This is a genomic window from Streptomyces venezuelae (assembly GCF_008642335.1).
Taxonomy (GTDB): domain Bacteria; phylum Actinomycetota; class Actinomycetes; order Streptomycetales; family Streptomycetaceae; genus Streptomyces; species Streptomyces venezuelae_F.
On sequence record NZ_CP029191.1, the window covers coordinates 3,088,092 to 3,101,340 of the forward strand.

Here is a 13,249-nt window from a genome sequence, read left to right on the forward strand (position 1 = left end):
CCAATGGGTTGCTCAAGCTGAAAGCTGCAAGCTGAAAACTGAAAGCTGCTGAACTCCGATGGTAGGCCTCAACACCCCCGCCCCCAGGGCGAACACCGCAGCCTCAGCCCACCACCTCGTACAGAACCTGCCCCCGCGGCCCCGTAGCCACCCGCCGCAGCGCCGAGTCATCGGCCCGCAGCCCCCCGTCCCCGGGATACTCCACGACCCACCGCACCCCGTACCGCCGCAGGATGTCCAGCCGTTCGCCCCGCGACGTGCCCGGCGCGAAATAGTCCCGCACCGCGGTGACCCGTCGCTCCTGGTCCGGCAGGAAGAAGTCCGGGTAGCCGGGCGCCACCGTGTAGGGCCCGTACGCCGGGATCTGGCGGGACGGGAACGTCTTCGCCATCACCACGTCGCCGTACTCGACCTCCCGGGTCAGCCAGTTGTAGCCCGGCCACGGCGGCCGGTACTTCGCCGCGGCCCACGCGGGCAACGCATCACGCGGCACCACATACCCGAGCGTCCCCGCCTGCGTCCACGCCCCGACGAGCAGCGCCGCGCCAAGGAGCCCCGCGAAGACGCGCCGCCCCCCGACACGCCCCAACTCGAAGACTTCGAGCGCCGCCGCCAGCTGGGCCGGGATCAGGACCGCCGGCAGCACCCTGCCCCACGAGTAGTGGCCGGACAGGCCGCCCGCCGCGAACACCGCGGCGCCGAGGAGGAAGAAGAGGACGAGCGGGTCCCGGTGAAACCGGCGCCAGCGCAGGAGCAACGCCCCCACCCCCACCAGCGCCAGGCCGAAGTGCGGAAGCAGGTCGCGGTAGAGCGAGCGGTGGATCTGTTCCAGGCCGCCGACCCCGAACAGGTCGAAGAAGGAGTAGTACGGCCAGAGCCCCAGCAGCACCACCCCCAGCGCCACGCCACCCGCCAGCCGCATCAGCACCGCCCGCGACGGCCAAGGCCGCGACCCGAGCACCATCGCGAGGCCGCCGACCGACGCCACGACCCCCGTGAACTGGTGGCACAGGAGGATCGCCGCCCAGAGCAGGCCGAGGCCCAAGAAGACCGGCCAGGCATCCACCGCCCCCCTCAACGCCTTCCGCAGCAGCGCCCAGAAGTGGAAGGAGAGGCCCAGCGCGAACGTACTGGGGTAGGAGACCGTCAGGGCCAGGGAGTTGAGGCCCGGGAATCCGCTCCAGTTGAACAGCGCCGGACCCCAGAGCAGGACCAGGCAGAGCAGAGCCAGAGGCGGCGCCGCCCGCCGCGTGCTGAACGTACGTACAAAACGAAACACCCCCGTCACCAGCAAGCTCAGCCCCGCCACCGCCGCCACCCGCAGCACCACGAACGTGCCGAGCCCGGTCACCTTCGCCAGGCAGCCGAGCAGCAGCATCCACGGGGAGTAGTACGGGCTCGGCGTGTCCGCGTCGACCAGCGGGTTGCCCGGGTCGGCCAGGTGGTGGCGCAGGCGTTCGATCGTCGCCGCGTGGATGCCGAGGTCGCCCGCCCAGGGCAGGCGGACGATCACGACGAGGAGCAGGACGAGGACGAGGACGGCCGCCGCCCAGGCGGCCCGTCCTATGGACCCTTTAGTGGCGACGCGCATCGTGCTGGAAGACCCACGTCCGGTAGACCAGGAAGCGGAACGCCGAGGCGAGGACGATCGACAGCGCCTTGGCGACGTTCGAGCCGAGCGGCCCGCTCATGTCCGCGCCGTGGTACGCCGCGTAGAACAGCAGGCTCTCCATCGCCACGCCGATCCCGCTGAAGGCGAAGAAGAGGGCGATCTGACGCTTCGTACGGGACGCGCGGTCGCGGTACGCGAAGAAGCGGAAGCCCAAGTAGTTCGTGCCCATGGCTACGCAGCTGGCCAGCACCGTCGCCGTCATCGGACCGGACGACACACCATGCAGCAGGAGGTTGAACACCACCAGGTTCACTGCCACGCCACTGCCGCCGACGACCCCGAACTTCACGAGCTCCAGGAACAGCCTGCGCAGGCGGGCGACGGTGAGCCGGGGGGCAGGAGCGGAAACGGAGGCAGCCCCGGAAGCGGATTCGGGGGACCTGGGCGCCGGCGGCGCGGTCTGCGGCGCCTCGTGCACTGTCGGCGGGCTCGGGCTGGGCGGACTCGGCAGGGTCGACGGACTCATCCCCGCACCCCCGCCCCGCGCCCACGCGCACTCGCGTCCAGCCGCAGCTTCCACGGCATGACCACCGACTCCAGCTGCACCATCAGGCTCATCTTCGACTCGCCGACCGTGCGGTCCTCGAAGTGGATCGGTACCTCCATGACGTCGAATCCGCGCCGCAGCGCCCGGTACTTCATCTCGACCTGGAAGCTGTACCCCGCGCTGTCCACGGACGCGAGGTCGATCGCGCGCAGCGCGTCGGCGCGCCATAGGTTGAAGCCGCCGGTGATGTCGCGGACGCGGGTGCCGAGGATCGTGCCCGCGTAGGCGTTGGCCCAGCGGGAGAGCAGTTTGCGGTGGGCGCCCCACGCGTCGGAGAGCGTGCCGCCCTGAACGTACCGGCTGCCGATGACGACACCCGCGTCCGTGGCGAGCGCGACACCGAGCAGTTCGGCGGCCTTCGCCACGGGGTGGCTGCCGTCCGCGTCCATCTGCAGGACGTAGTGCGCGCCCTCGGCGACGGCCCGCGCCATGCCGGCGGCGTAGGCGCGGCCGAGGCCGTCCTTCTCGGTGCGGTGCAGGACGCTCATGCGGGCGCTGCCGTACCGCTCGGCGAAGCGTTCGGCGATCTGCCCGGTGCCGTCGGGGCTGGAGTCGTCGACGACGAGGAGGCGCAGGCCGGGCAGGGGCAGCGCCATGAGGGCCTCGGCCATGCCGGGCAGGTTCCCCGCCTCGTTGTACGTGGGCATGACGACGGTCAACGGCGTCGCGGCCCACGCCTCGGGCAGCCGGTCGGCGAGGCTCTCGGAGAGGTCACTCTCGGGATTCTCGAGATTCTCGGGAAGGTTCACAGTCACTGCTCACAGCCCTTCAGCGGTACGGGAACCGGTCGGCACGGCGGCGGTACGGGACCCGGGCGGAACAGCACCGACAAGAGACCCCACCCCCACGTCGGGCGAGAACCGCACCGCCGCATCCGGCAGTACCGCCCCGCACCACACCCGCGCCCCGGTCCGCAGTTCGTTGTCGGCCCCCACCTGCGCCCCGTCCCCCACGACCGCACCGTGCAGAACGGTGCGGCGGCCGACGCGGGCGCCCGCGCCGACCAGGCTCAGCCGGACGTCGGCCCCGGCGCCGACCTCCGCGCCGTCGAGCACGACCGAGCCGTGCACGACCGCCCCCGCCCCGATCCGGGCACCCGCTCCCACGACGGTCCCCTCGGCGAGGACCGCGTCCGCGGCGACCTCCGCGCCGGGCAGGACCAGGGACTCGCCCTGCTCGCCCGGCAGCGCGGACGACTCGATGACCCCGCGTACGAGATCGGCCGACGCCTGGACGAGGGCTTCGGGGCGCCCGAGGTCCAGCCAGTACGCGTTCTCGACCTTTCCGTGCAGATACGCGCCCCGCGCGAGCAGCGCCGGGAACGTCTCCCGCTCCACCGAGACCGCACGCCCCCGCGGAATCTCGTCGATCACGGACCTGCGGAAGACGTACGCCCCCGCGTTGATCTGGTCCGTGACGATCTCCTCGGGCGTCGTCGGCTTCTCCGTGAACGCGAGTACACGACCGTCGTCGTCCGTCGGCACGAGCCCGAACGCGCGGGGGTCGTCGACGCGGGCGAGATGGAGCGTGACGTCGGCGTCACGGCGCACGTGCGTGTCGACGAGGTCGCGGATGTCGAGCCCGCTGAGGATGTCCCCGTTGAACACCAGGACAGGTTCAACGTCCCCGCACCGCAGCCGCGCCGCCGCGTTGCGGATGGCTCCCCCCGTACCCAGCGGCTCGTCCTCGACGACGTACTCCAGCTCCAGGCCGTACGCCGATCCGTCGCCGAAGTGCGGTTCGAAGACCTCGGCGAGATAGCAGGTGGCCATCACGACGTGGTCGACGCCGGCGGCGGCGAGACGGGCGAGCTGGTGCGCGAGGAAGGGGACACCGGCCGCGGGGACCATCGGCTTCGGCGTGTGGACGGTCACCGGCCGCAGCCGGGTGCCTCGCCCGCCGACCAGCAGAATGGCTTCGGTCATCGCCTCGTCGGACCTTCCCTGTACATCGGATCTCGTACCGCCATCAGACAATCTCACCCACCTTAGACCAAATGTCTGAATTGACGGGATATGGCGAGTCATGGGGAATGTCATCACCCGTTCCGCGCCACGGAAGCAACCATTCCGCCCGCCCGGCACTCCGGGGCACACACGGGGGCGCCCCGAGCCGACAAGGCCCGGGGCGCCCCCGTGTCACCTACCAGAGATCAGGAGTGCGTGCGCAGCAACGTCCGCATCGTCCGCATCGCCACCGACAGGTTCGCCAGGTCGAACGCGTCCGAGCTCTGGATCTCCTCCAGCGTCGACCGCGCCCGGCTCAGGATCGGCGCGTTCTTCTCCTCCCACGCCTTGAACCGCTGCTCCGGTGTGGACTGGCCGTTGCCCGCCGCGAGGACGTCCGCGGTCAGCGCCGCGTGCGCCGCGTACAGGTCCTCGCGGATGGAGGCGCGCGCCATGGACTGCCAGCGGTCGGCCCGCGGCAGCTCGATGATGCGGTCCATGAGCTGCGTGATGCGGAGCCGGTCCGCGAGGTCGTAGTAGACCTCGGCGACCGCCATCGGCTCCTTGCCGGTCCGGTCGGCGACCGCGACGATGTCGAGCGCCGGGAAGGCGGAGGAGAACCCGGCGACGCGGCGCGCCAGCTCCTCCGGCACGCCCGCCTCGGTCAGCTCGTCGCGGATGCCCTCGTACCACTCCAGGTCGGAGCCGCGCAGCAGCTGCGGCAGCTCCTCCCAGACCTCCGTGACGCCCTTGCTGAAGAAGCCGATGGTCTCGGCGAGTTGGAGCGGCTGCGGCCGGTTGTTGAGCAGCCAGCGTGAGCCGCGCTCGACGAGGCGGCGCGAGTGCAGCCGGATCCGGGTCTGGACGTCCGCGGCGACGACATTGTCGAGCGCCTCGACCGCGTCCCACACCTCGCCGAGGCCGAAGATCTCACGGGCGGCCAGCTGCGCCCGCACGATCTCCTCCAGCGAGGCGCCCGTCTCCTCCCGCAGGCGGTGCAGGAAGGTCGAACCGCCGCTGTTGACGGTGTCGTTGACGAGGACCGTGGTGACGATCTCGCGGCGCAGCGCGTGACCGTCGACCTGCTCGGGGAACCGCTCGTGCAGCGCCTTCGGGAAGTAGGCGTGCAGCAGGCGCTGCAGGTACGGGTCGTCGGGCAGCGTCGTCTGGATCAGCTCGTCGGCGGCCGTGATCTTCGTGTAGGCGAGGAGCACGGCAAGCTCGGGCTGGGAGAGGCCGCGGCCGGAGTTGAGCAGCTCGCGGATCTGCCGGTCGTTGGGCAGGAACTCCAGGCCCCGGTCGAGGTGGCCCTGCTTGCCGAGCCAGCGCATGAAGCGCTGGTGGGCGTGGAGCAGGGACGGCGACTGGAAGACTGCGTTGGCCAGGGCGGTGTTCTGCGCGTAGTTGTTGCGCAGGACCAGGTGCCCGACCTCGTCGGTCATCTCGGCGAGGAGCTTGTTGCGCTGCTTGACGGTCATGTCGCCGTTGGCGACGACCGCGTTGAGCAGGATCTTGATGTTCACCTCGTGGTCGGAGGTGTCCACGCCCGCGCTGTTGTCGATGGCGTCGGTGTTGATGCGGCCGCCGGAGCGCGCGAACTCGATGCGGCCCAGCTGGGTCAGACCGAGGTTGCCGCCCTCGCCGACGACCTTGACGCGCAGGTCCTGGCCGTCCACGCGGATCGCGTCGTTGGCCTTGTCGCCGACGTCCGCGTTCGACTCCGCGGACGACTTCACGTACGTACCGATGCCGCCGTTCCACAGCAGGTCGACCGGCGCCTGGAGGATGGCCCTCATCAGGTCGGCCGGGGTCATCTTGGCGACCTTGCCCTCGATGCCGAGGGCCTCGCGGATCTGGGCGTTGAGCTGGATCGCCTTGGCGCTGCGCGGGAAGATCCCGCCGCCCGCGGAGAGCAGCTCCTTGTCGTAGTCGGCCCAGGAGGAGCGGGGCAGCTCGAAGAGGCGGCGGCGCTCGGCGTACGAGGTCGCGGCGTCCGGCTTCGGGTCGATGAAGATGTGCCGGTGGTCGAAGGCCGCGACGAGGCGGATGTGCTCGGAGAGCAGCATTCCGTTGCCGAACACGTCGCCGGACATGTCGCCGACGCCGACGACGGTGAAGTCCTCGGACTGGGTGTCGCAGCCGAGCTCGCGGAAGTGCCGCTTCACGGACTCCCAGGCGCCGCGGGCGGTGATGCCCATGCCCTTGTGGTCGTACCCGGCGCTGCCGCCGGAGGCGAAGGCGTCGCCCAGCCAGAAGTTGTACGACTCGGCGACCTGGTTGGCGATGTCGGAGAACGTCGCCGTGCCCTTGTCGGCCGCGACGACGAGGTAGGTGTCGTCCTCGTCGTGCCGGACGACGTCCGCCGGGGGCACGACCTCGCCGGCCACCAGGTTGTCGGTGATGTCGAGCAGCGCGGAGATGAACGTCTTGTAGCAGGCGACGCCCTCCGCCAGCCACGCGTCGCGGTCCACGGACGGGTCGGGCAGCTGCTTGGCGACGAAGCCGCCCTTGGCGCCGACGGGCACGATGACGGTGTTCTTCACCATCTGCGCCTTCACGAGACCCAGGATCTCGGTCCGGAAGTCTTCCTTCCGGTCGGACCAGCGCAGACCGCCGCGCGCGACCTTGCCGAAGCGCAGGTGGACGCCCTCGACGCGGGGCGAGTACACCCAGATCTCGTACGCGGGACGGGGCGCGGGCAGGTCCGGGATGGCCTGCGGGTCGAACTTCATGGAGACGTAACTGTGCGGCTTGCCGCCCGCCGACTCCTGGAAGAAGTTGGTCCGCAGCGTCGCCTTGATGACGGTGAGGAAGGACCGCAGGATCCGGTCCTCGTCCAGGGACGCGACCTGGTCAAGGGCGCCGTCCAGCTCCTCCAGGAGCCCGTCGGTCAGCTCGGTCCCGGCGCGCTGGCGGTCCGGCGACATGCGCGCCTCGAAGAGCGAGACGAGCAGCCGGGTGGTGTGGACGTTGTTGCGGAGGGTGTCCTCCATGTAGTCCTGGCTGAACGTGGAACCGGCCTGGCGCAGGTACTTCGCGTAGGCGCGCAGCACCATCGCCTGACGCCAGCTGAGTCCGGCGCGCAGCACCAGCGAGTTGAACCCGTCGACCTCGGCCTCACCGGTCCAGGCGGCGGCGAAGGCCTCCTGGAAGCGCTCGCGGCCGTCGTCGCCGAGGTAGTCGCCGTTGCCGTTCTGCGACTTGGGCAGCCGGAGCCCGAAGTCGTAGATCCACGCGTTCGTACGGTCCGTGCAGCGCAGTTCGTACGGACGCTCGTCCGTGACCTCGACACCGAGTCGCTGCAGCACCGGCAGAACGGCGGAGAGGGAGACCTGGCCGCCCGCGCGGTAGATCTTGAAACGCCGCTCGCCGGGGGCGGCGCCCACCGGCTCGTACAGGGAGAGCGCGAAGTCCTTGTCGCCCTGGGAGAGCTGCTCCAGGTGCTGGAGGTCGGCGACGGCGGCGCGCGGCGTGTGGTCGGCCTTGTACCCCTCGGGGAAGGCACCCCCGTACTGGCGCAGGAGTTCGGCGGCGCGCTCCTCGCCGCACTCGGCGGTCAGCGCCTCCGCGAAGCCGTCGGCCCAGGAACGGGCGGCGTCGACGAGCCGCCCCTCGATGCGCTCGACATCGGCGTCGGAGAGATCAGGAACCTCCCCGCCCTTCGGCACCCGGACCACGAAGTGGATACGCGACAGGATCGACTCGGTGTTCCAGGCGGTGAAGTCGACGCTGGCGCCGTTCAGCTCCTCCTTGAGGATGTCGATGATCCGCAGGCGGACACCGGTGGTGTAGCGGTCGCGCGGCAGGTAGACCAGCGCCGAGTAGTAGCGCCCGTACTCGTCCTTGCGCAGGTACAGCCGCAGCCGCCGCCGCTCCTGCAGGTACAGGACGCTCGTCACGATGGAGCGCAGCTCGTCGGCGGGCGTCTGGAAGAGCTCGTCGCGCGGGTAGGTCTCCAGGATCTGGAGCAGGTCGCGCCCGTCGTGGCTGTTGGCCGAGAACCCGGCGCCCCTGAGCACCTCGGCGACCTTGCGGCGGATGACGGGGACGCGCCGCACGGACTCGGTGTACGCGGCGGACGAGAAGAGCCCGAGGAAGCGCCGCTCCCCCACGACGTTCCCGTCGGCGTCGAACTTCTTCACGCCGACGTAGTCGAGGTAGGACGGCCGGTGGACGGTGGCCCGGCTGTTGGCCTTGGTCAGCACGAGCAGCCGGTGCTCGCGGGCCTTCGCGCGCGCGTCGGCGGGCAGCCGGTTGAAGGACGGGCTCACCGGGTGGTGGTCGTCGCTGTCGTGCTGCGGGTCGGCGCGCAGGATGCCGAGGCCGGTGCCGGGGACGGCGGCGAGGGAGTCGTCCTCCGTGAGGTTGTACTCACGGAAGCCGAGGAACGTGAAGTGGTTGTCGGCGAGCCAGCGCAGCAGCTCGCGGGCCTCCTCGACCTCCTGGTCGGGCAGGTCGCCCGCGGTGGGCTCGGCGGGCAGGTCGTCGGCGATGCGCAGCGCGGCGTCGCGCATCTTCTCCCAGTCCTCGACGGTCTCCCGTACGTCACTGAGGATCCGCAGCAGATCGGCGGTGATCTGCTTCAGGTCGGCGCGGTCGGTCTCGCGGTCCATCTCGACGTGGATCCACGACTCGACGAGCGCGTCGTGCGGCAGCTCGGCACCGCCCTCGCGGTGCAGCACCTCGAGCAGCTTTCCGGTCACGTCACGCCGCACCACCACCTGCGGGTGAATGACGACATGGATCCCGCGGCCCTGCCGGGACAGCTCATTGGTGACGGAGTCGACGAGGAAGGGCATGTCGTCGGTGACCACCTCGACGACGGAGTGGCTGCAGGTCCAGCCGTTCTCCTCGACCGTCGGGGTGTGGACCCGCACGTTCGCCGTCCCCTGCGGGCGGTTCTCGGCGAGCCGGTAGTGGGAGAAGGCGGCTCCGAAGACGTCGACCGGGTCGCGGTCGGCCAGGTCCTCGGGGGCGGTGTGCAGGTAGTAGCGCTGGAGGAACGCGAGAGCCGTGTCCTGGTCCGGCGTGGCCCCGCTCGTCGTCCCGGTCGGTGCACCGCTCGGTAGGCGCCCCCCGACCGGGCTGTTCTCAGCTACCCGGGCGGCCCGCGCGAGCAGCTCGGCCTTGGCTTCGTCCAGCTTGGTCTGCATTGTCCTCTGACTCCTGTCGCGCGCCGTTGCGTGACGTAGAAGGAAGTGATGTGCCGTAACGCCGCGGCACGGGGTCTCCGGCCGGGTTCGACGTTATGCCGCGGTGAGGCAAGAGCGGACAGCTTTCCGCCATTTTCAGCGGTTCCACTGACAGATGGCCTGTCCGGCCTGCTCGGCCTGTCCGGCCGCACCGCGAAGAAGCGCCAGCGAGCGCCCGGGCACGGTTGTCCACCGTTCTCCCCGGGCGCAGGGCGGGGGCACCTATGCCCCCGCGGGATATCGCGCTGATCACGGGTCAAGGCTATCGCCCCGGACCGGGGAACCGTCATGAGCCGTATGTGTACAAAAGCGGGACCGGAACTTTGACACTCTGCACAGTGCGCCGGCCACCCTCCCGCCCTCTTGGCAAGGAGGGACCGTGCGGGCACGTTGGCCCTGAGGGCCCGCGCAGGCGGCCCCCGCCCTCCGAGGGGAGCGCACCGCAATGACCGCCAAGATCCTGATAGTGACCGGCGACGCCGCCGAGTCCCTGGAAGTCCTCTACCCCTACCAACGGCTCCGCGAAGAGGGCTACGACGTCCACATCGCGGCCCCGACCCGCAAGAGCCTCCGCTTCGTGGTCCACGACTTCGAGCCGGGCTTCGACACGTACACGGAGAAGCCGGGGTACACCTGGCCTGCGGACCTCGCCTTCGCCGAGGTCGATCCCGGCCAGTACGCCGCCTTGGTGATCCCCGGCGGCCGGGCCCCCGAATACCTCCGCAACGACCCGGAGCTCCGCAAGATCCTCAAATCCTTCTTCGACGCGGACAAGCCGGTGGCCCAGATCTGCCACGGCCCGCTCCTCACGGCCGCGATCGGCGCCCTGACCGGCCGCAGGGTCACGGCGTATCCGGCCCTGGAGATCGACATGCAGACCGCCGGTGCAACGTTCCAGGACGCTGAGGCGGTGGTGGACGGCACGCTGGTCTCGGCCCGCGCGTGGCCGGACCACTCGGGCTGGATGAGGGAGTTCCTCACGGTGCTGAGGGCGAAGGCGCCGGTGACATGACGTGACCGGAGGGGACCGCGGCCCCACCGCCGCCCACATCCAGACGACGGCACTCCACTAGGTATACGGAGCGGGGCGCCGACGGCCGCCGCGGCAGACATCGGTATGCGGATCCTCGCGCATACCGATGCGGGGCGACGCCCGTACCGGGCAGGCTCTTGTCCCGCGCCGCCACTCGGGCCACCCGGCCCGACACCCGGCCACGCGGGCCCCTGCCCTTGTCGGCGAGGGCAGGCCCCGCACCCCGGCCCCGGACCCCGGCCGGGCGAGGGCGCGGTCGCTACGCCCCCGCACCCCGGCCGGGCGAGGGCGCGGTCGCTACGCCCCCGCACCCCGGCCGGACACGGCCGCGGTCGCCACGTCCCCACGCCCACCCACCCGCCCCCGCCCCTACCCCCACAGGACGTCGCGGGGCAAACGGGTGGGCGGGCGGGAGAAAATCCGCCGCGAAGCGGCGGCAAGGCCCCCGCCCCACAACCCGAGGGCAAAACAACCCCCCACCCCCGCAAAAACCACACCACTCAAGGCGCCCCGCCAGCAACCGCCCCGCCAGCAACCGCCTGGGCAACCTCAGTCCGAGACCCCACCCCCAACTTCGCCAGGATGTGCTCGACGTGCGCGTCCGCGGTCCGCTTCGAGATGACGAGCCGCTCGGCGATCTCCCGGTTCGACAGCCCCTGCGCGACCAGCGCGGCGACTTCCCGCTCCCGCCGGGTCAGCACGGCGCGCCCCGCGCCCGCCCCCGGAGCAGCCGGCCCCGGCGCCCCCGCCCCAGGCACCTCCGCATCCTCCCGAACCGCCTCCAAGACCTCCCGCCCCGACAACCGCGCCCCCACCGCATGCCACCGCTCGAACTGCTCCGCGCCCAACGCCTCCCGCACGGACTCCCGGGCGGCCTCCTGCTGCTCGAGAAGAGACGGCAGCATCCCGATCGGATCCCCACCCAGCCGCCGCGCGTTCTCCGCGTACCCGAACAACCACGCCGCCCGCACCCCCCGCCCCTCGTACGCCGCCGCCCACGCGAGCCCGTGACAGCACATCGCGGCCACCAGGACCTCGTCGACCTCCCCGGCCGCCTCCATCCCGCGCCGCAGCGAGGCGACCCCCGCCTCCCGCTCCCCCGCGAGCCACCGCACGAGCCCCTGCGCCATCAGCGTGGACCCGTACACCTGCCGCTCGCCCGTACCTTCCAGTAATCGCAACCCCTCCCCACACAGCTCGAGAGCCCCACCCGTATCCCCGAGAACCGCCCGCAGCAACGCGGCCTCATAGCTCATCACCACCAGCCCGAGCCGGTTCCCGCACTCGTCCATCCGCCGCCGCACGTCGGCGAGCCGCTCCAGCCCGCCCCCGTCCCCGCACAGCGCCGCGAGCCCATGGACGTACCCCTCGGCCAGCTGCGCGACCATCTCGTCGCCCGCCCGCTCCGCCGACTCCCGCGCCAGCGCCATCCGCTCCACCGCCGTCGCGAGATCCGCGGTCCAGACCCCGAACGCACCGGTCGCCAGCAGCCCCCACGCCCGCGCCGAACAGTCCTCGGGAACCCGCTCCAGCCCCTTCTCGATCCAGTACCCGCCCTCCGAGAGCGTCCCGGAGGCCCGCCAGTACGGCCAGAGCCGCGCCGCGAGCCTCAGCCCCTCGCGCGCCCGCCCATCCGTCTCGTACGCGTACTCAAGAGCGGTCCGCAGCCCCGGCACCTCCGCACGGACAGCCCGATGCAGCTCGGGCTGCCCGGCCCCCAACAACCCGTCCTCGAAGCGCCGGCCCACATCCCGGTAGTACGCGAAGTGCCGCGCACGAAGCGCGGCACCCCCGTCGGCCTCCACGGCGTCGAGCCGTTCCGCCCCGTACTCGCGGAGCGTGTCGAGAAGCCGGTACCGGCTCCCGGACTCTCCGAGCCGCTGCACCACGGACTTGTCGACGAGCCCGATGAGCACCCCGAGAACCTCACTCACGGGCAAGGCTCCGCCCCCGCAGACCTGCTCGGCGGCCCCCAACTCGAAGGACCCCGCGAAAACGGACAGCCGCGCCCACAGCACCTGCTCCTCCGACGTGCACAGGTCGTGCGACCAGTCGATGGCGGTACGCAGGGTCTGGTGCCGCGACAGAGCGGTGCGCCGCCCCCCGCCCAGCACCTGGAACCGGTCGTCCAGCCGCGCCACCAGCTCCTCCACGGAGACGGCCCGCAACCGCACGGCCGCGAGCTCCAGGGCGAGCGGAATGCGGTCGAGCCGGTGCACCAGCGCGTCCAGCCGCTCCCGGTTCCCCTCGCTCACCCGGAACCCGGGGACCACGGAGGCGGCCCGCTGCGCGAACAGCTCCACCGCGTCGTCCGGCGCGAGCGGCGAGACGGGACAGCAGTGCTCACCGGGCACGTCGAGCGGCTGCCGGCTGGTGGCGAGCACACACACGTCGGCGGCTTCGCGCAGCAGGATGTCGGAGAGCATCGCGCACGCGTCGACGAGGTGCTCGCAGGTGTCGAGCACGATGAGCAGCCGCCGCCCCTGCAAGTGCGCGACCACGGCGTCGAGGGGCGCCATCCCGGACTGCTCGGGCAGTTCGAGAACCGCCGCGAGAGTCGACGGAATGAGCTCCGGATCCCGCAACGCGGACAACTCCGCGAGCCACACCCCATCGGGAAACCGCTGCCCGAGCCCCGCGGCGGCCCGCAAGGCGGTACGGCTCTTGCCGACCCCGCCCGGCCCCACCAACGTCACCAGCCGCGCGTACCCGAACGCCGCCCGCACCTGCGCCAGTTCGTCCATCCGCCCGACGAACGAGGTGAGTTCGGCGGGGAGTTGTCCGCCCCGCCGCTGCCCGAAGCCGAAACCCATCGCGAAACCGCCCCCGTCACGTCGTCCCGCCAGGCCGAGGATCCCA

Annotated in this window: 6 protein-coding genes and 1 pseudogene; 1 reads left to right on the forward strand and 6 read right to left on the reverse strand. The window is 71.4% G+C overall.

From position 1 onward, the window contains the following. Nucleotides 1–103 precede the first annotated feature (103 nt). The 5 genes and pseudogenes from DEJ49_RS13770 to DEJ49_RS13790 form a co-directional block, all read right to left on the reverse strand. Complete coding sequence (locus tag DEJ49_RS13770) at nucleotides 104–1,591, reverse strand: hypothetical protein (protein ID WP_150184396.1); 1,488 nt, start codon at nucleotides 1,589–1,591, stop codon at nucleotides 104–106. Beyond that, nucleotides 1,575–2,138, reverse strand: a complete 564-nt coding sequence (locus DEJ49_RS13775; protein ID WP_223832824.1) for a GtrA family protein — start codon at nucleotides 2,136–2,138, stop codon at nucleotides 1,575–1,577. The genes DEJ49_RS13770 and DEJ49_RS13775 overlap by 17 nt, the downstream gene beginning before the upstream one ends. Next, entirely contained in the window at nucleotides 2,135–2,866 is a 732-nt protein-coding gene (locus DEJ49_RS13780) for a polyprenol monophosphomannose synthase (protein ID WP_150188218.1), read from the reverse strand. Before DEJ49_RS13780 ends, DEJ49_RS13775 begins: the two co-directional genes overlap by 4 nt. Before the next feature lie 201 nt (nucleotides 2,867–3,067). Further along, nucleotides 3,068–4,144: pseudogene (locus DEJ49_RS13785) on the reverse strand (sugar phosphate nucleotidyltransferase); the annotation flags it as partial. Between the two features lie 227 nt (nucleotides 4,145–4,371). After that, a complete protein-coding gene (locus tag DEJ49_RS13790; RefSeq protein ID WP_150184398.1) occupies nucleotides 4,372–9,318 on the reverse strand; it encodes an NAD-glutamate dehydrogenase in 4,947 nt (1,648 codons plus the stop codon). A gap of 484 nt (nucleotides 9,319–9,802) precedes the next feature. On the opposite strand from DEJ49_RS13790, the gene DEJ49_RS13795 reads away from it, so the two are divergent. Continuing rightward, nucleotides 9,803–10,369: a DJ-1/PfpI family protein gene (locus DEJ49_RS13795; protein ID WP_150184399.1), complete on the forward strand. Its 567-nt coding sequence runs from the start codon at nucleotides 9,803–9,805 to the stop codon at nucleotides 10,367–10,369. Between the two features lie 521 nt (nucleotides 10,370–10,890). Here DEJ49_RS13795 and DEJ49_RS13800 read toward each other — a convergent pair. Continuing rightward, complete coding sequence (locus tag DEJ49_RS13800; RefSeq protein ID WP_150184400.1) at nucleotides 10,891–13,203, reverse strand: ATP-binding protein; 2,313 nt, start codon at nucleotides 13,201–13,203, stop codon at nucleotides 10,891–10,893. Nucleotides 13,204–13,249: the final 46 nt, after the last annotated feature.